This is a genomic window from [Bacillus] caldolyticus (genome assembly GCF_003595605.1).
Classification (GTDB): domain Bacteria; phylum Bacillota; class Bacilli; order Bacillales; family Anoxybacillaceae; genus Geobacillus; species Geobacillus thermoleovorans.
Map to the genome: position 1 here is coordinate 2,967,855 of NZ_CP025074.1, position 18,789 is coordinate 2,986,643.

Annotated in this window: 16 protein-coding genes and 1 other annotated feature; of the genes, 14 read left to right on the forward strand and 2 right to left on the reverse strand. The window is 54.6% G+C overall.

The window, feature by feature from the left end; translation table 11 throughout:
• Positions 1-205 precede the first annotated feature (205 nt).
• Genes queA through yajC form a run of 3 tightly spaced genes read left to right on the forward strand, consistent with a single transcriptional unit; the run spans position 206 to position 2,690 of the window.
• Positions 206-1,234 carry a tRNA preQ1(34) S-adenosylmethionine ribosyltransferase-isomerase QueA gene (gene queA / locus CWI35_RS15355; RefSeq protein ID WP_023633730.1) on the forward strand — a complete coding sequence of 343 codons (1,029 nt, stop codon included), beginning with the start codon at positions 206-208 and terminating at the stop codon, positions 1,232-1,234.
• Positions 1,235-1,251: 17 nt separating this feature from the next.
• Positions 1,252-2,394, forward strand: coding sequence for a tRNA guanosine(34) transglycosylase Tgt (gene tgt / locus CWI35_RS15360; RefSeq protein ID WP_063329406.1), 1,143 nt, complete (start codon positions 1,252-1,254; stop codon positions 2,392-2,394).
• 23 nt (positions 2,395-2,417) lie between these two features.
• The gene (gene yajC, locus CWI35_RS15365) at positions 2,418-2,690 is read left to right on the forward strand and encodes a preprotein translocase subunit YajC (RefSeq protein WP_119877909.1); all 273 of its coding nucleotides are present in this window, start codon (positions 2,418-2,420) and stop codon (positions 2,688-2,690) included.
• A 163-nt stretch (positions 2,691-2,853) separates the two neighbouring features.
• Here the strand turns inward: yajC and CWI35_RS15370 are convergent, their stop codons facing one another.
• Positions 2,854-3,237, reverse strand: coding sequence for a TIGR04086 family membrane protein (locus tag CWI35_RS15370; RefSeq protein WP_033006360.1), 384 nt, complete (start codon positions 3,235-3,237; stop codon positions 2,854-2,856).
• Between the two features lie 66 nt (positions 3,238-3,303).
• Complete coding sequence (gene spoVB, locus CWI35_RS15375; protein ID WP_033025909.1) at positions 3,304-4,866, reverse strand: stage V sporulation protein B; 1,563 nt, start codon at positions 4,864-4,866, stop codon at positions 3,304-3,306.
• A gap of 111 nt (positions 4,867-4,977) precedes the next feature.
• On the opposite strand from spoVB, the gene CWI35_RS15380 reads away from it, so the two are divergent.
• The 11 genes from CWI35_RS15380 (at position 4,978) to hisS (ending at position 18,788) form a co-directional block, all read left to right on the forward strand.
• On the forward strand, positions 4,978-5,265 hold the full coding sequence (locus CWI35_RS15380) for a post-transcriptional regulator (RefSeq protein WP_013524218.1): 288 nt from the start codon (positions 4,978-4,980) through the stop codon (positions 5,263-5,265).
• A 112-nt stretch (positions 5,266-5,377) separates the two neighbouring features.
• A complete protein-coding gene (gene secDF / locus CWI35_RS15385) occupies positions 5,378-7,630 on the forward strand; it encodes a protein translocase subunit SecDF (RefSeq protein ID WP_119877910.1) in 2,253 nt (750 codons plus the stop codon).
• A gap of 136 nt (positions 7,631-7,766) precedes the next feature.
• Positions 7,767-8,675 (forward strand): cation diffusion facilitator family transporter, encoded by a 909-nt coding sequence (locus CWI35_RS15390; RefSeq protein WP_082218536.1) that lies wholly within the window; start codon positions 7,767-7,769, stop codon positions 8,673-8,675.
• A 57-nt stretch (positions 8,676-8,732) separates the two neighbouring features.
• A complete protein-coding gene (gene recJ / locus CWI35_RS15395) occupies positions 8,733-11,099 on the forward strand; it encodes a single-stranded-DNA-specific exonuclease RecJ (RefSeq protein WP_047758190.1) in 2,367 nt (788 codons plus the stop codon).
• A complete protein-coding gene (locus CWI35_RS15400; RefSeq protein WP_013144641.1) occupies positions 11,090-11,602 on the forward strand; it encodes an adenine phosphoribosyltransferase in 513 nt (170 codons plus the stop codon). Before recJ ends, CWI35_RS15400 begins: the two co-directional genes overlap by 10 nt.
• Positions 11,603-11,750: 148 nt before the next feature.
• Positions 11,751-13,949, forward strand: a complete 2,199-nt coding sequence (locus CWI35_RS15405) for a RelA/SpoT family protein (RefSeq protein WP_011232055.1) — start codon at positions 11,751-11,753, stop codon at positions 13,947-13,949.
• A 23-nt stretch (positions 13,950-13,972) separates the two neighbouring features.
• On the forward strand, positions 13,973-14,431 hold the full coding sequence (dtd, locus tag CWI35_RS15410; protein ID WP_011232054.1) for a D-aminoacyl-tRNA deacylase: 459 nt from the start codon (positions 13,973-13,975) through the stop codon (positions 14,429-14,431).
• Positions 14,432-14,512: 81 nt separating this feature from the next.
• Positions 14,513-14,686 carry a hypothetical protein gene (locus CWI35_RS18340; RefSeq protein ID WP_020756192.1) on the forward strand — a complete coding sequence of 58 codons (174 nt, stop codon included), beginning with the start codon at positions 14,513-14,515 and terminating at the stop codon, positions 14,684-14,686.
• 234 nt (positions 14,687-14,920) lie between these two features.
• Positions 14,921-15,484, forward strand: coding sequence for an alkyl hydroperoxide reductase subunit C (gene ahpC, locus CWI35_RS15415; RefSeq protein ID WP_011232052.1), 564 nt, complete (start codon positions 14,921-14,923; stop codon positions 15,482-15,484).
• A 14-nt stretch (positions 15,485-15,498) separates the two neighbouring features.
• On the forward strand, positions 15,499-17,028 hold the full coding sequence (gene ahpF, locus CWI35_RS15420) for an alkyl hydroperoxide reductase subunit F (RefSeq protein ID WP_011232051.1): 1,530 nt from the start codon (positions 15,499-15,501) through the stop codon (positions 17,026-17,028).
• A gap of 201 nt (positions 17,029-17,229) precedes the next feature.
• Positions 17,230-17,461, forward strand: a binding site (T-box leader).
• Between the two features lie 46 nt (positions 17,462-17,507).
• The gene (gene hisS / locus CWI35_RS15425; RefSeq protein ID WP_011232050.1) at positions 17,508-18,788 is read left to right on the forward strand and encodes a histidine--tRNA ligase; all 1,281 of its coding nucleotides are present in this window, start codon (positions 17,508-17,510) and stop codon (positions 18,786-18,788) included.
• Position 18,789 lies beyond the last annotated feature (1 nt).

Below are 18,789 nucleotides of genomic sequence, written 5' to 3' on the forward strand. Positions count from 1 at the left end.
AGACGGACCTACGCTCGATGTTTTACGGTTACAACGTTTCCTGTAACCAACTCCATACATCGAGTAGCCGTGATTGGAGTGCCTTTATTGAACGGTTTTCTCCACGCCTTTATTATATCATACACAAAAGAAAGGGGGGAACGCGCATTCCTCTCCCACTTACTCCCTTTGGTCGTTGAAGTGGGAGTCTCCTGCGCGAAATAGGATGAAAGTCGATTTGTTTGATTTTCATTTGCCGGAAGAGTTGATTGCGCAAACGCCGCTTCCAGACCGGGCGGCATCAAGGCTCATGGTGCTCGATAAACGAACGGGCGCCATTCGCCATGAAACGTTTCGCAACATTATTTCGTACTTGAATCCGGGCGACTGCCTCGTTTTAAACGATACGCGCGTCATGCCGGCGCGGCTTTACGGCGAAAAAGAGGAAACGGGCGGAACGGTCGAAGTGCTGCTGTTAAAGCAATTGGACGGCGACCGTTGGGAGACGCTCGTCAAGCCGGGAAAACGAGTCAAGCCAGGAACGAAACTCACCTTTGGCGAGGGGAAGCTTGAAGCCGTCTGCCTCGATACGCTGGAACACGGCGGGCGAGTGCTTGAGTTTTCGTATGACGGCCTGTTTTATGAAGTATTGGCCGAACTTGGGGAGATGCCGCTGCCCCCGTACATTAAAGAAAAGCTTGACGACCCGGAACGGTATCAGACGGTGTACGCCCGTGAAATTGGTTCGGCAGCGGCGCCAACCGCCGGTTTGCATTTCACCGAAGAGCTGCTTGACGCCATTCGCGAAAAAGGGGTGCATATCGTCTTCATCACCCTTCATGTCGGGCTTGGCACGTTTCGGCCAGTGCAAGTGGACGAAGTCGAGAAGCACGATATGCACGCCGAATTTTATCAAATGAGCGAGGAAACGGCTGAAACGTTAAACCGCGTCCGGGAGCAGGGCGGCCGCATCATCGCCGTCGGCACGACGTCGACACGGACGCTCGAGACGATCGCCGGCAAACATAACGGCCGATTTGTTGCAGAAAGCGGCTGGACCGACATTTTCATCTATCCGGGCTATGAGTTCAAAGGGATTGATGGGCTGGTGACGAACTTCCACCTGCCGAAATCGACGCTCATCATGCTCGTGAGTGCGCTTGCCGGGCGCGAAAATATTTTGCACGCGTATCAAGTAGCGGTCAAAGAGCGATACCGCTTTTTCAGCTTCGGTGATGCGATGCTCATCATTTGAGAAAGGAGACGAGCACGTTGACGACACCGATTCGCTTTGAACTGATCAAAACGTGCCGGCAGACGGGCGCGCGCCTTGGCATCCTCCATACGCCGCACGGCTCGTTTGAAACGCCGATGTTTATGCCGGTTGGGACGCTCGCCACGGTCAAGACGCTGTCGCCGGAAGAGTTGAAGGAAATGGGTGCAGGCGTCATTTTGAGCAACACGTACCATTTATGGCTTCGGCCGGGCCATGACATCGTCGAGGAGGCGGGCGGGTTGCATGCGTTTATGAATTGGGATCGCGGCATTTTGACGGATTCCGGCGGCTTCCAAGTGTTCAGCCTCAGTGAATTCCGCCGCATCGAGGAAGAAGGCGTCTATTTCCGCAACCATTTAAACGGCGATAAGCTGTTTTTATCGCCGGAAAAAGCAGTCGAGATTCAAAATGCGCTTGGCGCCGACATCATCATGGCGTTTGATGAGTGCCCGCCGTATCCAGCGACGTATGAATACATGAAACAGTCCATCGAGCGGACGAGCCGTTGGGCGGAGCGCTGCTTGAAGGCGCACCGCCGCCCGAATGAGCAAGGGCTGTTTGGCATCGTCCAAGGCGGTGAATATGAAGATTTGCGCCGGCAAAGCGCCCGCGATTTAGTGTCGCTCGATTTCCCGGGCTATGCGGTCGGCGGGTTGTCGGTCGGCGAGCCGAAGGAGGTCATGAATCGGGTGCTTGAGTTTACGACGCCGCTTCTGCCGGCGGACAAGCCCCGCTATTTAATGGGCGTCGGTTCGCCGGATTCGCTCATCGACGGGGCGATCCGCGGCATCGACATGTTCGACTGCGTATTGCCGACGCGCATCGGCCGCAACGGGACGGTGATGACGAGCGAAGGACGGGTGGTGATCAAAAATGCCCAGTACGCTCGCGACTTCTCGCCGCTCGATCCGAACTGCGACTGCTACACGTGCCGAAACTATACGCGCGCGTACATCCGCCATCTCATCAAATGTGATGAAACATTTGGCATCCGCCTTACGTCTTACCATAACGTCTATTTTTTGATAAAATTGATGGAGCAGGTGAGACAAGCGATCCGCGAAGATCGACTCGCCGATTTCCGTGAGGAATTTTTCGAACGCTACGGCTTCAACAAGCCGAATGCAAAAAACTTTTGACGACCGGAAAGGAGGGGGATTGCATGAACGCAGCGATCGCCAATTTGTTGTCGATTGTGCTGTTTTTTGTGATTTTCTACTTTTTGTTCATTCGCCCGCAACAAAAACGGCAACGCGCCATCCAGCAAATGCAGGCGAATTTGAAAAAAGGCGATAAAATCATCACGATCGGTGGATTGCACGGCATCATCGATTCGGTCGATGAGGACAAAATCATCGTTCGCGCCGGCGACGGCACGCGACTGACGTTCGACCGCTCCGCGGTGAGAGAAGTGGTGGCGGAAAGCAAGGCGTAGCGAAAGCGCGGCCATCGGCGTCTAAGCTTGAGCGCCGATTTGAACGGCGGTGTGAAAAGCGCGAGCGAGACGCAATCTCGTTTCTTACCATCGCGCTCTCCATCACAAAAGGTGTCCCGTTTGCTTTGAGGACACCTTTTGCTTTTGCGCTGGTTTGTCGTTTTTACGTCCGTTCATAGCGCGACGATGACAAATTGACCCCGACGATGCCGCCTAAGGAAGCAGCGGCGAAAAAGGCAAGGTGGTACAGCCATTGTTCGACGGTAAACGATTTTTCCATGCCAAGAAATTGAAACAAAAAGATGATCGCCGTAAATAAGAGGCCGGTCAGCCCGCCGGCGAGCCATCCTTTTTCTTGGCTTTTTCCGCCGGCGACAACGCCGCCGATAAACAGCGAGACAACCGAGGCGGCAAACACGATCCAGGTGAGCGACGATTCGTGAATGTCCGTCCATTTGAGCAACAACGAAAAAATGAAGCTGACGAGCGCCGCCAACACAAAAACTGTGGCGATTCCATACACCAGTGCGCTGCCAAGCCGTGACACCGCGATCCCTCCTTGGCCCAAACGCTTTTTACCACAATATATTCACCGCCGGACAGGTTTAGACGTTTATTTTCGCTTGTTTTTGCCGGCCAGCCAGTGCAGCCCCGGAAGGTAGACGAGCTCTTCGCGCCGGATGAGCCGGAACAGAACGAGGCAGGCGGCATATAGGGCGGCTGTCGCGGCCATGGCAAGCAGCGTCCAAAGCGGTGCGGGCACCGCCAAAAGCGGATGGCGGGAGAGCGCATAGCCGATTGCGCCCGCAGCGATGATGGCGCCAAGCGCTTTGATGTACTCGCGCGCATCGATGGAAAAAGACACCACCTTGACGACCGTGGCAAAGTGAAGCAACGTCACAAGAACGGTGCTGACTGCAGTCGCCAGCGCCGCGCCCATAATGCCCAAACTTGGACGGGAAGCAAGGACGAAGATGCACACGAGCTTCACCACTGCTCCGATCAAGCTGTTCGTCATGGCGGCGTTCGCCAAGTCCAGTCCTTGCAAGACCGCCTGCAGCGGGCCTTGGAAATAATACAATAAGAAAAACGGCGCCATCACTTGAATAAAGATCGCGGCTTCACTTGTGCCGTACATCCAGCGCATGAGCGGCTCGGCGAACAAGTAAAGAACGACGGTGGAAAGGCCGCCGGTGACAAGCGACAAGCGCATCGCCTGGGCGATCCGGTATTCGACCAAAAGCAGCTTGCGTTGCGCCATGGCTTCGCTGATGGCCGGCACCAGGGCGGTCGAAAGCGCGTACGTAATAAACGACGGCAACGTCAACAACGGCAGCGCGTAGCCGACAAGCTGTCCGTATTGCCTTGTGGCAGTGGAGGCGGCGATGCCGGCCAATGCCAAGCTGTTGGCGACGACGATTGGCTCAAAAAACCAAGAAAGCGAGCCGATCAAACGGCCGCCGGTCGTCGGCAAGGCAATGCGCATGAGGCGGACGAACGTCTCTTTGCCGGCTTGGACGTAGTGAAAAAACTTTGTCCGCAGGCGAATCGATTTTTTAACCTTAAATAAAAACAGCAAATACAATAATGCTGCCAGCTCGCCGAGAACGGAAGACGCCATGGCGCCGGCGGCGGCATACTCGACGCCGTACGGCAAAAGCGGCTGTGTGCATAAAGCGATCAAGCTGATGCGGACGATTTGTTCCATCAAGAGCGAGTAGGCGTACGGTTTCATTTGCTGGCGTCCTTGAAAGTAGCCGCGCAGCACCGAAGAGATGGCGACGATCGGCACAATTGGAGCGATGGCAAGAAGCGGATAGTACGTGCGCGGGTCGGTGAACATCGTCCGGGAGAGCCATGGCGCAGCAGCGATCAACGCCGGCAGAAGCACGATGCTTAGCGCGCCGGTGGTGGCCAGCGACACGACGAGAATTTGTTTCACCCGCTGCCGGTCGCCGGCCGCCTCTGCTTCGGCGACGAGTTTGGAAATGGCGACCGGCAGCCCGATCTGCGTCGCGGTAATCGCTAAAACGAGCGTCGGCACGGCCATCATGTACAGCCCGACTCCTTCATCGCCGATCATGCGGGCGACGACAATTCGGTTGATGAAGCCGAGAATTTTCGTAATAAAGCCAGCGGCGATTAAAATGACCGTACCTTGTAAAAATTTAGACATTTTCTCCCCCTGCCTTCTCAAATGCCTCCGTCTTTTATACAATATATGCAAGGCCCATGGCCAAGCATGACAAGATTGGCAGGCGGCAATGGATACAAGGGGGTATGGGGGATGGATGAAAACCGGAAGCTGCGCGAACAGCTCATGCCGGCGCTCGAGTCGAAGTGCGATGAGTTTCGTCTTCTCGGCTATACGCAAGTGACGATGGACGGGCTGTGGGAATGTTTATGTTCCCGCAAGTGGAAGCATCGGCCGGCGGAAAAAAAACTGCATGAGTTGGTCAGCGACATTTTCTCTCTTTCGCCGAGCGAGTATATGATGTTTTTGACGATGCGTTCGTATAAGCAGCAGGCGGCCGGCGATGATGAGTTGGAGCGGGTTTTAAAGGAATTGTTATAGTGGAAAATTGACACTTGCCGGCTGCTGTTTCATAATGGAAGGCGAGGCCAATGTTTTGCTTGGCGCTGCGGCGGACGGCGCCGAGGCAAGTTGAAGGAGGATCTTAAGGAGAATGGTAAAACGAAGCCGCATCGTCGCCTTTTTTCTGCTCCTGCTTTTGTTCGCCGGAGTGATGGGGCCGACGATTCAAGAAATTGTACATAACATCAAACTGGGCCTTGACTTGCAAGGCGGTTTTGAAGTGCTGTATGAAGTGAAGCCGGCCAAAAAAGGCGATAAGATTGACCAAGAGACGCTGCAAAGCACCGTCAGCGCGCTGAATAAACGGATCAACGTCCTTGGCGTCAGCGAGCCGCGCGTTGACATCGAGGGAGGAAACCGCATCCGCGTCCAGCTCGCCGGGGTGAAAGACCAAAATGAGGCGCGCGAAATTTTGTCCACGCAGGCGAAATTGACGTTCCGCGATGTCAATGACAACGTGCTTATGGACGGAAGCGACCTCGTCCAAGGCGGAGCGAAGCTGTCGTTTGATGAAAACGGCCGGCCGAGCGTCGCTCTGAAATTGAAAGACGCCGACAAGTTCCGCCAGGTGACGGAAAAAGTATATAAAATGGGGCCGCCAAACAACATTTTAGTCATTTGGCTCGATTTTAAAGAAGGGGTGGACTCCTACCGGAAAGAAGCGGGCAAAGCGGATCCGAAATTTATTTCCGCCGCTTCAGTCAACCAAGTGTTCAATCAGACGGATGTGTCGATCGTCGGCAATTTTACGGTCAAAGAAGCGCAACAGCTGGCCGATTTGCTCAATGCCGGCGCGCTGCCGGTCGAGCTGCATGAAATTTACTCCACGTCCGTCGGCGCTCAGTTTGGGAAAAACGCCCTGCAAAAAACGGTGTTGGCCGGCATCATCGGTGTGGCGGCGATCTTCTTGTTCATGATTTGGTTTTACCGGCTTCCCGGGATCATCGCCGTCATTACGCTGTCGGTATACATTTATTTGATTTTGCTTTTGTTTGATTGGATGAACGTCGTTATGACGCTGCCAGGCATTGCCGCCCTGATTTTGGGGGTTGGGATGGCGGTCGATGCCAACATTATTACGTACGAACGGATCAAAGAGGAGCTGAAGCTCGGCAAGTCGATGCTGTCGGCGTTCCGTGCTGGCAACCGCGGGTCGTTTGCGACGATTTTTGACGCCAACCTTACGACGATCATCGCCGGCGCTGTTCTTTTTATTTACGGGACAAGCTCGGTGAAAGGGTTTGCGACGACGCTCATCATCAGCATCGTCGTCAGCTTTCTCACCGCCGTTTACGGCACGCGGCTGTTGCTCGGACTGCTTGTGTCAAGCCGCTGGCTCGATAAAAAGCCGGAGTGGTTTGGCGTCAAAAAGTCGGAAATCTTAAACATTGCCGAAACGACCGAGGAAACGGAAGTGCCGACGAAGTTTGACCGCTGGGATTTTGTCAAACATAGCAAAAAGTTTTTCATTTTCTCTGGCGCATTGACGATCGCCGGCGTCATCTCGTTGTTTGCCCTGGGGCTGAATCTTGGCATTGACTTCACGAGCGGAACGCGCGTTGAGGTGACGAGCAGCCAGCCGATCGATGCAAAAGAGTTGAGCGGCTATTTCGAGCGGCTCGGCTACAAGCCGGAAGATGTCGTCCTGTCCGGCACGGATGGGAAAACAGGCGTCGTCCGCTTGATTGGCGTGCTCGATAAGCAAGAAATTGCCAAGCTGAAAAATGAATTGAAGCAAGCGTATGGCAACGAACCAAACATCAGCACCGTCTCTCCGGTCGTCGGCAAGCAGCTGGCTCGCAACGCGCTCATTGCTGTGCTTATTTCATCCATCGGCATCATTCTTTACGTGACGATTCGCTTTGAGTGGCGAATGGCGCTCGCAGCCATTGTCGCCTTATTGCACGATGCGTTTTTTATTATTACCGTGTTCAGCTTGACGCGTCTTGAAGTCGATTTGACATTCATCGCCGCGGTGCTGACGATCATCGGGTACTCGATCAACGATACGATCGTCACGTTTGACCGCATCCGGGATTTGATGAAAAAGCGGAAAGTGAAAACGGTCGACGACTTGAAGCATATCGTCAACCGGGCGTTGCAGCAAACATTTACGCGCTCGGTCAATACCGTCTTGACCGTCTTGTTTACGGTCATCGCGTTGCTCATCTTTGGCAGCGAAGCGATCCGCAATTTCAACCTCGCCTTGCTCGTTGGACTTGTGTGCGGCGTCTATTCGTCGCTTTGCATCGCTTCTCAGCTTTGGGTCGTTTGGAAAGGACAGGAGCTCAAAAAAGGGAAAGGAGCCAAAAAAGCGGCGGCCGAGGCCGAACCGCAAGTGTAACAGCGCGCCGGAAAAGCGAATGTGCTTTTCCGGCGCCTTTTTGTTCGGTGCAATGCTTAGGGCGGAAAATGGATACACTAACCGTCAGATGCAACATAGGCAGCGCGTGAGGCTGCTGAATGCAAAGGTGGGGGAGATGGCCATGGAACACGAACAGCGGTTCAGGCAGGCGAAAACGGCAGCGATCGTCGGGATCGCTGGAAATATGGCGCTTGCTGCTGTCAAGGCGGCGGTCGGCGTGTGGAGCCAAAGCCAAGCGTTGATCGCTGATGCCGCCCATTCAGCGTCCGATGTTGCCGGCTCGTTCGCCGTTTGGGTCGGACTGCGGGCCGCTGCGCGCCCGCCGGATGAGGATCATCCGTACGGGCATGGGAAAGCGGAATCAATCGCCGCCATTATTGTGGCGGTTCTTCTATTTCTCGTTGGGATCGAGATCGGGCGCTCGGCGTTTCTGTCATTTTTCGCCCCACTGTCGCCGCCCGGGGCGGCCGCCATTTACGTCTTGTTGTTGTCGATTGCTGTCAAAGAAGCGATGTTTCGCTATAAATACCGGCTCGGGAAAAAGCTAAACAGCGATGCGCTGATCATCAACGCCTATGAGCACCGATCGGATGTGTTTTCGTCGTTTGCTGCGCTCATCGGCGTCGGCGCCGCCATTGTCGGTGGAAAATGGGAGATTGACTGGCTTGTATACGCCGACCCGCTCGCCGGATTGTTCGTCTCGCTGCTTGTTCTGAAAATGGCATGGAACCTTGGCCGACAGTCGGTCCATACGGCGATCGACCATGTGCTTCACGAGGAAGAGGCCGGCTATTTGCGCGAGGCGGTCTTGTCCATTCCCGATGTGCGGCAAATCAATGAGCTGCATGCGCGCGAGCACGGCCATTACGTCATCGTCGATTTGAAAATCGCCGTCGATCCGCAATTGACGGTCGAAGAGGGGCACCGGATCGGAAAGAAAGTGAAAGAAAAACTGCTGACGCTGCCGCGCGTCCGCAATGTCATGGTTCACATCAACCCGTACAACCCGGAAAAAAAACCGTAATGTCGTTGCCTGCCCTTTTCTCCTTTTTGTATAATAAGGAGAGTTGAGGTGGGAGACATGTTGAAAGCGAAAACGCGTTGGGAGGTGGAGCGCCTCGATGAGCAGGCGGTGAGGCGGCTGGCTGAGGAAGCCGGCGTCACGCCCTTATTGGCGAGGCTTCTCGTCCGCCGCGGGGTGCGGACGGCCTCGGAGGCGGCGGCGTTTCTCAATCCGCTTGAGCAACCGTTTCATGATCCGTTTTTGCTTGATGGGATGGAGCGAGCGATTCAGCGTCTAAAGCGGGCGATCGACGCGGGTGAACGCGTGTTGGTATACGGCGATTACGATGCCGATGGCGTTTGCAGCACGTCGGTGATGGTGAGTGCTCTCAAGGAGGCGGGGGCGTCGGTCGAGTTCTACATTCCGAACCGATTTACGGAAGGATACGGGCCGAACATGGCGGCGTTTCGCTCCGCAAAAGAGCGCGGCGTTTCCGTCATTGTGACCGTCGACAATGGGATTGCGGCGGTCAAGGAAATTGCGGCCGCCAACGAGTGGGGGATGGATGTCATCGTAACGGATCACCACGAGCCAGGTCCGGTGTTGCCGGAGGCGCATGCGATCATTCATCCGAAGCAGCCGGGAAGTACATATCCGTTTCGCGATTTAGCCGGCGTCGGCGTTGCGTTTAAGGTAGCCCATGCCTTGCTTGGGCGGGTGCCGCGCCATTTGCTTGATTTGGTCGCGATCGGCACGATCGCTGATTTGGTTCCGCTTGTTGGGGAAAACCGCCTCTTTGTTGCACACGGGCTTGAAGCGTTGCGAGCGACGGAGCGCATCGGGCTGCGCGCTCTTTTTCGGCAATGCCGCATTGATGCGGCGGCCATCAACGAACAGACGGTCGGATTTGTCATCGCTCCGCGCTTGAACGCGGCGGGGCGCCTCGGCGGCGCCGATCCGGCAGTGGCGCTCTTAATGACGGACGATGAGAACGAAGCGGTGCAGCTGGCGGCGGAGATGGACGAGTTAAACCGCGAACGTCAGCAGCTTGTGGCACAAATCGCTGAAGAAGCGGCGGACATGGTGCGCCGCCAATTTCCTCCTGAGGAACATCGCGTCTTGGTTGTGGCAGGCGAAGGATGGAATGCCGGAGTGGTGGGCATTGTCGCTTCTAAGCTTGTCGAGCAGTTTTACCGCCCGGCGGTCGTGCTTTCAATCGACCGGGAAAAAGGGATCGCCAAAGGGTCAGCCCGCAGCATTCATGGGTTTGACTTATTCGCCAGCCTGTCGCAATGCCGCGACCTGTTGCCGCACTTTGGCGGCCACCCGATGGCGGCGGGGATGACATTGTCGCTTGATGATGTCGAAGAATTACGGCAACGGCTGAACGACATCGCCGCCGAAACGTTGTCTGAGGACGATTTTACGCCGCCGACGTTCATTGATGCTTCCTGTTCGATTGCTGAGTTGACGCTGTCGGCCGCCCGCAGCCTTGAGCGGTTCGCTCCGTTTGGCGTCGGCAATCCGCGGCCGCTTGTTCTCATTGAAGGGGCGTCCGTTGAAACCATGCGGCGCGTCGGGGCGAACGGAGCCCATATGAAAGCCGTCTTTTCCCAAGACGGGGCCGCGATCGATGCCATCGGCTTCGGCCTTGGGCCGTTATGCGAAGAAATCGCTCCGGATGCGCGCATTTCGGCGGTCGGGGAGCTGTCGGTGAACGAATGGAACGGGTTCGCCAAGCCGCAGCTGTCGTTGTGTGATCTGGCGGTCAGCGACTGCCAGCTGTTTGACGTCCGCGGCTGCCGCGACGTCCGTCCACTTCTTGAGCGGCTGCCAAAAGAGAAGCGGCTAGTCGTCTCCTTTCGCTGTGAAACTGGGCAGCGCCCGGACGTGGCGCCATTTCGCGGGGAGCTTCATTGCGTGCCGACCGAAGAAGAGGCGGGCGCCTTATCGATTGACGACCGCTATGTCGTGCTGCTTGACGTGCCGCCGCGGCTGGCCTTGCTGTCGGCGCTTCTTGGCAGCGGGCGGCCGGCGCGCATTTACGCGGTGTTTGCCCAGCCCGAGGCGCAATTTTTCCGCACGTTTCCAACGCGCGACCATTTTAAATGGTTTTACGCCTTTTTGCATCAACACCGTTCGTTTCCGCTCGCCAAGCGCGGTGGTGAGCTGGCCCGCGCCCGCGGTTGGACGGAAGAGACGGTTCATTTTATGGCGAAAGTATTTTTAGAGCTTGACTTTATCAACGAACAAAACGGCGTCATTTCGCTCGTTCATCAGCCGGCGAAGCGCGATTTGCACGAATCGCCGACGTACCGCCGGCGGCGGGACGAGCTCGAGGCGGAGCATCAGTTAGTCTATTCCACTTACGAGCAATTGAAACGCTGTTTGGCGGAAATGACACGTTCGCAAACGCACGAGGAGGCAAACGTATCATGGACTTAAAACAATACATTACGATTGTGCCCGATTTCCCGAAGCCGGGCATCATGTTTAAAGATATTACAACGCTGATGGACAACGGTCCGGCGTACAAATATGCGACCGACCAAATTGTTCAATATGCGCGCGAAAAACAAATCGATATCGTCGTTGGTCCGGAAGCGCGCGGCTTTATCATCGGATGCCCAGTCGCCTATGCGCTTGGCGTCGGATTTGCGCCGGTGCGCAAGGAAGGGAAGCTGCCGCGCGAAGTCGTCCGTGTGGAGTATGGCCTGGAATATGGAACAGATGTCTTGACGATGCATAAAGATGCCATTAAGCCAGGGCAGCGCGTGTTGATCACCGACGATTTGCTGGCGACGGGCGGGACGATGCGGGCGACGATCGATTTGGTGGAACAGCTCGGCGGAGTGGTGGCCGGATTGGCGTTTTTGATTGAGCTTACCGAGCTTGGCGGCCGCAAAAAATTGGAAGGCTACGATATTTTGACGCTGATGCAGTTTTAAACAGTCGACATTGTTCGCATCTTCGGATACAATAAAGAAAAAAGGGGCACTCACACATGAGTGCTCTTTCTTATTAACCGTATGAACGCAACGGACCTCTGTGCTTTGCAGCTTCAATTTTAATCGATTAAAAAGGTGATTCAACCCTATGGCCAATGAACAAGTGCTGACAGCGGAGCAAGTGTTTGAACGAGCGAGCTGTTATTTGTCGGAACAAGACGTCGCCTTTTTGAAAAAGGCGTATGAGTTTGCCAAGCACGCCCATCGCGACCAATTTCGGAAATCGGGCGAACCATACATCATCCATCCGATTCAAGTCGCGGGCATTTTGGTGGACTTAAAGATGGACGCGACAACGATCGCCGCCGGGTTTTTGCATGATGTCATCGAAGACACCGAGGCGACAAAAGAAGACCTCGAGCGCGAGTTCGGCGCGGAAGTGGCGATGCTTGTCGACGGGGTGACGAAGCTTGGGAAAATTAAATATAAATCGCAGGAAGAACAGCAGGCGGAAAACCACCGGAAAATGTTTTTGGCCATGGCGCAAGATATCCGGGTCATTTTGATCAAGCTCGCCGACCGGCTGCACAATATGCGGACATTGAAACATTTGCCGGCCGAAAAACAGCGGCGCATTGCCAATGAGACGCTCGAAATTTTCGCTCCGCTCGCGCATCGGCTCGGCATTTCGAAAATCAAATGGGAGCTTGAGGATACGGCGCTTCGCTATTTAAACCCGCAGCAATATTACCGCATCGTCAATTTAATGAAGAAAAAGCGGGCTGAGCGCGAGCAATATTTGGAGGAAGTCATTCAAGAAGTGCGCGAACGGCTCAACGAAGTGCATATTCCTTGCGAAATTTCCGGGCGTCCGAAACATATTTACAGCATTTATCGAAAAATGGTGATGCAAAATAAACAGTTCAACGAAATTTACGATTTGCTCGCTGTCCGCATCATCGTCAACAGCATCAAAGACTGCTATGCTGTGCTCGGCATTATTCATACATGCTGGAAGCCAATGCCAGGCCGCTTCAAAGACTACATCGCCATGCCGAAGCCGAACATGTACCAATCGCTCCATACGACGGTGATCGGCCCAAAAGGCGAACCGCTTGAGGTGCAAATCCGCACGTTTGAAATGCATCAAATCGCCGAGTTCGGGATCGCCGCCCACTGGGCGTACAAAGAAGGAAAGACGATCAAACCCAACTCGTTTGAAGAAAAGCTGTCTTGGTTTCGGGAAATTTTGGAATGGCAAAACGACGCCAGCAATGCCGAAGAGTTCATGGAATCGCTCAAGATGGATTTGTTTTCCGACATGGTGTTCGTCTTCACGCCAAAAGGCGATGTCATCGAGCTGCCGGCCGGATCGGTGCCAATCGATTTCGCTTACCGCATCCATTCGGAAATCGGCAACAAGACGATCGGGGCGAAAGTCAACGGCAAAATGGTGCCGCTTGACTACAAGCTGCAAACGGGCGACATCGTCGAAATTTTAACTTCCAATCATTCGTACGGTCCGAGCCAAGACTGGCTGAAACTGGCGAAAACGTCGCAGGCGCGCAACAAAATCCGCCAGTTTTTCAAAAAGCAACGGCGCGAAGAAAACATCGAAAAAGGCAAAGAGATGGTCGAAAAAGAGGTGCGCAGCCTCGGCTTTGAGCCGAAAGAAGTGATGACGGCCGACAACGTAAAGCGCGTCGCCGAAAAGTTCAACTTCTCGAACGAAGACGATATGTATGCGGCAGTCGGCTATCATGGCATCACAGCGGCGCAAATCGCCCATCGGTTGACGGAAAAATGGCGAAAGCAGCGCGATCTCGAGGAACAGCAGCGCAAACTGGCCGAAGCGGTCTTCGAAGCCAAGCTGCCAGCTGGCAAAAAGCGCGACTGCGGCATTCGCGTCCAAGGAATGGACAACTTGCTCATCCGTTTGTCGCGCTGCTGCAACCCGGTGCCGGGCGATGAAATTATCGGCTTCATTACCCGCGGCCGCGGCATTTCCGTCCACCGCGCCGATTGCCCGAACGTCAAGACCGAAGAAGCGGCCGATCGGTTGATTGCCGTAGAATGGGAGAGCGGAGCAAACGGCGAGCGTGAATATAACGTGGACATTGAGATCACCGGATTTGACCGCCGCGGTTTGCTGAATGAGGTGCTGCAGGCGGTGAATGAAACGCGCACCGATATTTCCGCCGTCTCGGGACGCTCAGACCACCGACATAAAATTGCGACGATCCATATGACAATCGCCATTCATAATTTGAGCCACTTGCAAAAAGTCGTCGAACGAATCAAACAAATTCCCGACATTTATTCCGTCCAGCGCTTGATGAACAACTAAGGGCGGCGAAAGGAGGAAGGCGAGTGAGAGCGGTCATCCAGCGGGCGAAAGAGGCCAAAGTCACCGTCGGCGGCGAAGTCGTTGGTGCCATTGATGCGGGTTTTGTCGTCCTTCTTGGCATCACGCATGAAGATACAGAAGACGATGCTGCCTATTTGGCTGAGAAAATCGCTCATTTGCGCGTTTTTGAAGATGAAGACGGAAAAATGAACCGCTCCTTGCTTGACGTCGGCGGGGCGGTGCTGTCGGTGTCGCAGTTCACCCTTTACGGCGACTGCCGAAAAGGCCGGCGCCCGAACTTTATGGCGGCGGCCAAGCCCGACCATGCCTTGCCGCTGTATGAGGCGTTCAACGCCGCTTTGCGCGAAAGAGGCGTTCATGTAGAAACCGGCGTATTCGGTGCGATGATGGACGTATCGCTCACAAACGACGGGCCAGTCACCTTGATCATCGACAGCAGCGAGAAACTGGGAAACAGATGAAGTTTCCCGGTTTCTTTTTTATTTTCGGCGAAAAATGGGAAAGATGAAAACAAGTGCGGCGATAGAGAAAGGAGGAGCGCGATGCGGCAAACCAAAAGAGGCGAGCAGGCGCACCGGACAAACGATGTGCTGTCCGTCGACTTTCACGAATGGGTGCGGCTCGAGGCCCAATATAGAGCGTTTGAGTTGGCATCCGAATTCGGTGTGGCGCCGAAAGACGTACAAATGTTGAAAAAACAGCAGCCCCGCCCGTAAACATGGCGAGTTGGAAGGAGCGCACGGGGCGTGTGGATGTTTCGTGGGCCTAGGCGGTGTGGCCGTTCAGACGAAACAGCTGCGAATGAGCGCTGCGCATCCGCTCAACACTGATCCGGCTCGGTAGAGGAAAAAATCCATTGCATATGTATTGACAAACATATGCCCCTATATGATAATAAGTATTGGTTTAAAATTATTATAAATTAACAGTCGCAGGAGGTAGATGAAGCAATGTCTTTGGTTGGGAAAAAAGTACAACCATTCCGTGCCCAAGCGTATCACAACGGCGAATTCATCGAAGTGACAGAGCAAGACTTCATGGGGAAATGGAGCATCGTTTGCTTCTATCCAGCGGACTTTACGTTCGTCTGCCCGACGGAGCTCGAAGATTTGCAAGATCACTACGCGACGTTTAAAGAACTTGGCGTGGAAGTGTACTCGGTTTCGACCGACACTCACTTTACTCATAAAGCATGGCACGATACATCGCCAGCCATCAGCAAAATCGAATACGTGATGATTGGCGATCCTTCGCATCAACTGTCGCGCATGTTTGATGTGCTCGATGAAGAACAAGGATTGGCGCAGCGCGGCACGTTCATCATCGATCCAGACGGCGTCATTCAAGCGGTGGAAATCAATGCGGACGGCATCGGCCGCAACGCCAGCACGCTGATTGATAAAATTAAAGCGGCCCAATATGTGCGCAACCATCCGGGTGAAGTCTGCCCGGCGAAATGGAAAGAAGGAGCGGAAACGCTGAAGCCAAGCCTAGACCTCGTCGGCAAAATTTAAGGGGGGCTTAGGCGATGCTGCTGGATGCTGACATCAAGGCGCAACTAGCCCAGTATTTGCAATTGCTTGAAAATGATATTGTCTTGACGGTAAGCGCGGGAGACGACAACGTTTCCCGCGATATGCTTGCTTTAATCGATGAATTAACGGCGATGTCGTCGAAAATCAAAGTGGAAAAAGCGAAGCTGGAACGAACGCCAAGCTTCAGCGTCAACCGGGTCGGCGAAAACACCGGCATCACCTTCGCCGGCGTGCCGCTCGGCCATGAATTTACGTCCCTCGTTTTGGCGCTGCTTCAAGTGAGCGGGCGGCCGCCGAAAGTCAGCCAAGACGTCGTGGACCGCATTCAACAAATCAGAGGCAAACATCATTTTGAAACGTACGTCAGCCTGACCTGCCACAACTGCCCGGACGTCGTGCAAGCGCTCAACATTATGAGCGTGTTGAACCCAGATATTTCGCATACGATGATCGACGGGGCGGCGTTTAAAGAAGAAGCGGAGCAAAAAGGGATTATGGCCGTACCGACGGTGTTTTTAAACGGCAAACTGTTCGCGAGCGGCCGCATGTCGCTTGAAGATATCCTCGCCAAATTAGGGAGTGCTCCGGATGCTTCTTCCTTCGCCGACAAAGAGCCGTTCGACGTGTTGGTGATCGGCGGCGGCCCTGCGGGTGCGACAGCAGCCATTTACGCAGCGCGCAAAGGCATTCGCACTGGGATTGTTGCGGAGCGCTTCGGTGGACAAATTTTAGATACGCTCGGCATTGAAAACTTTATCAGCGTCAAATATACGGAAGGACCGAAGCTTGCGGCCAGCATTGAGGAACATGTGAAGCAATACAACGTCGACATCATGAACTCGCAGCGGGCAAAACGACTCGAGAAAAAAGACTTGATTGAAGTCGAGTTGGAAAACGGCGCCGTGTTGAAAAGCAAAACGGTTGTGATCGCAACGGGCGCCCGTTGGCGCAACCTTGGCGTGCCGGGCGAGGAAGAGTTCAAAAACAAAGGGGTCGCCTATTGCCCGCATTGCGATGGCCCGCTGTTCGAAGGGAAGCACGTGGCGGTCATCGGCGGCGGGAACTCTGGAGTCGAAGCGGCGATTGACCTCGCTGGCATCGCCAGCCATGTGACGCTGCTTGAGTTCGCCCCTGAACTCAAGGCCGATGCTGTTTTGCAAGATCGTTTGTACAGCTTGCCGAACGTAACGGTGATTAAAAACGCGCAAACGACGGAAATCACCGGCACGGACAAAGTCAACGGCTTGACGTACATTGACCGGGAAACAGGGGAAGAACATCATATCGAATTGCAAGGCGTGTTCGTGCAAATCGGCCTTGTTCCGAACACCGAATGGTTGGAAGGAACGGTGGAACGGAATCGCTTCGGTGAAATTATCGTCGATAAACGCGGCGCGACGAACATTGAAGGCGTCTTTGCCGCGGGCGACTGCACGGACAGCGCCTATAAGCAAATCATTATTTCGATGGGCTCGGGTGCAACCGCAGCGTTAAGCGCGTTTGATTATTTGATTCGCCATTAAAGAGAGCCGAAGGTGGACCGCCTCTTCGATCCCATGGAGGGGCGGTTCAATGAATCGGCTCTCTTTTTTTACAACAAGGAGAAAAATGCGATGAGACATCAAGGTTTTTCTCTTTGCGAACAACCATGAATCACAGCTGCTAGGACAACTTGACAAACGGGCGAGATTGTCCGTAATATAAAATTACATCTTTCTCATACGGAACAACCGATGATGGAGAAAAGTAGTTAAGGTCCACATGGCCAGAGAGGAAGCGCCCAAGGCTGCGAGCGCTTCTCCATGATGGCTTAACGAAAGACACTCCGTAGGTTTCCCTTTGAACGCGCTTTGCGCCAGTAAAGGGGAACGTGTGCCATGCGTTAATGGCGACAAGCGGAAGCCGGATCGGCTTCAATTAGGGTGGCACCGCGGGAATGACGCTCTCGTCCCTATCGATCACAGGGACAAGGGCGTTTTATTTTGGGCAAAGGAGGATGAGCATGGCTTTTCAAATTCCAAGAGGGACACAAGATGTGCTGCCGGGTGACTCGGAAAAATGGCAATATGTCGAGCACATTGCCCGCAGCCTCTGCAGCCGGTATGGGTATCAGGAAATCCGGACGCCGATTTTTGAACATACGGAGCTTTTTTTGCGCGGCGTGGGGGATACAACGGACATTGTGCAAAAAGAAATGTACACGTTCGAAGACAAAGGGGGGCGCGCGCTGACGCTCCGCCCGGAAGGAACGGCGCCGGTTGTCAGAGCGTTTGTCGAGCATAAGCTGTACGGCAGTCCGAACCAGCCGCTGAAATTGTATTACAGCGGGCCGATGTTTCGCTACGAGCGTCCGGAAGCGGGACGGTTCCGCCAGTTCGTCCAGTTCGGCGTCGAGGCGCTCGGCAGCAGCGATCCGGCGATTGACGCCGAGGTGATGGCGCTAGCGATGCATATTTACGAAGCGCTTGGCTTAAAACGGATCCGGCTTGTCATTAACAGCTTGGGCGACCTTGACAGCCGCCGGGCGCACCGAGAGGCGCTTGTTCGCCATTTTTCAAACCGCATCCACGAGCTGTGCCCGGACTGCCAGACGAGGCTTCATACGAATCCGCTCCGCATTCTCGACTGCAAAAAAGACCGCGATCATGAGCTGATGGCGACGGCGCCGTCGATTTTAGACTATTTAAATGACGAATCGCGCGCCTATTTTGAGAAAGTGAAACAATACTTGACAGCGCTCGGCATCCCGTTTGTCATCGATGCGCGGCTCGTGCGCGGGCTTGACTATTACAACCACACGACGTTTGAAATTATGAGCGAAGCGGAAGGATTTGGCGCGGCGGCGACGCTGTGCGGCGGCGGGCGTTACAACGGGCTTGTCCAAGAAATCGGCGGTCCGGAGACGCCGGGCATCGGCTTTGCCTTGAGCATCGAGCGGCTGTTGGCCGCCCTTGACGCCGAAGGAGTGGAATTGCCGGTGGAGAGTGGGCTTGACTGCTATGTCGTCGCTGTCGGTGAGCGGGCGAAAGACGAGGCGGTCCGCCTCGTTTATGCATTGCGCCGCTCCGGATTGAGGGTCGATCAAGATTATTTGGGCCGAAAATTGAAGGCGCAGCTGAAGGCCGCCGACCGGCTTGGGGCATCGTTTGTCGCCATTATCGGCGATGAAGAACTCGAGAGACAGGAAGCGGCGGTAAAGCATATGGCGAGCGGCGAGCAAACGAATGTACCGCTCGGCGAGTTGGCGCACTTTTTGCATGAACGGATCGGGAAGGAGGAGTGAG

Excerpts from the sequence above, each read along its gene's own strand:
- CWI35_RS15380 (WP_013524218.1), top strand. The coding sequence starts at position 4,978 with ATGGATGAAAACCGGAAGCTGCGCGAACAGCTCATGCCGGCGCTCGAG.
- queA (WP_023633730.1), top strand. The coding sequence starts at position 206 with ATGAAAGTCGATTTGTTTGATTTTCATTTGCCGGAAGAGTTGATTGCG.
- hisS (WP_011232050.1), top strand. The coding sequence starts at position 17,508 with ATGGCTTTTCAAATTCCAAGAGGGACACAAGATGTGCTGCCGGGTGAC.
- CWI35_RS15400 (WP_013144641.1), top strand. The coding sequence starts at position 11,090 with ATGGACTTAAAACAATACATTACGATTGTGCCCGATTTCCCGAAGCCG.
- CWI35_RS18340 (WP_020756192.1), top strand. The coding sequence starts at position 14,513 with ATGCGGCAAACCAAAAGAGGCGAGCAGGCGCACCGGACAAACGATGTG.
- ahpF (WP_011232051.1), top strand. The coding sequence starts at position 15,499 with ATGCTGCTGGATGCTGACATCAAGGCGCAACTAGCCCAGTATTTGCAA.
- CWI35_RS15405 (WP_011232055.1), top strand. The coding sequence starts at position 11,751 with ATGGCCAATGAACAAGTGCTGACAGCGGAGCAAGTGTTTGAACGAGCG.
- recJ (WP_047758190.1), top strand. The coding sequence starts at position 8,733 with ATGTTGAAAGCGAAAACGCGTTGGGAGGTGGAGCGCCTCGATGAGCAG.
- CWI35_RS15390 (WP_082218536.1), top strand. The coding sequence starts at position 7,767 with ATGGCCATGGAACACGAACAGCGGTTCAGGCAGGCGAAAACGGCAGCG.
- spoVB (WP_033025909.1), bottom strand. The coding sequence starts at position 4,866 with ATGTCTAAATTTTTACAAGGTACGGTCATTTTAATCGCCGCTGGCTTT.
- ahpC (WP_011232052.1), top strand. The coding sequence starts at position 14,921 with ATGTCTTTGGTTGGGAAAAAAGTACAACCATTCCGTGCCCAAGCGTAT.
- secDF (WP_119877910.1), top strand. The coding sequence starts at position 5,378 with ATGGTAAAACGAAGCCGCATCGTCGCCTTTTTTCTGCTCCTGCTTTTG.
- yajC (WP_119877909.1), top strand. The coding sequence starts at position 2,418 with ATGAACGCAGCGATCGCCAATTTGTTGTCGATTGTGCTGTTTTTTGTG.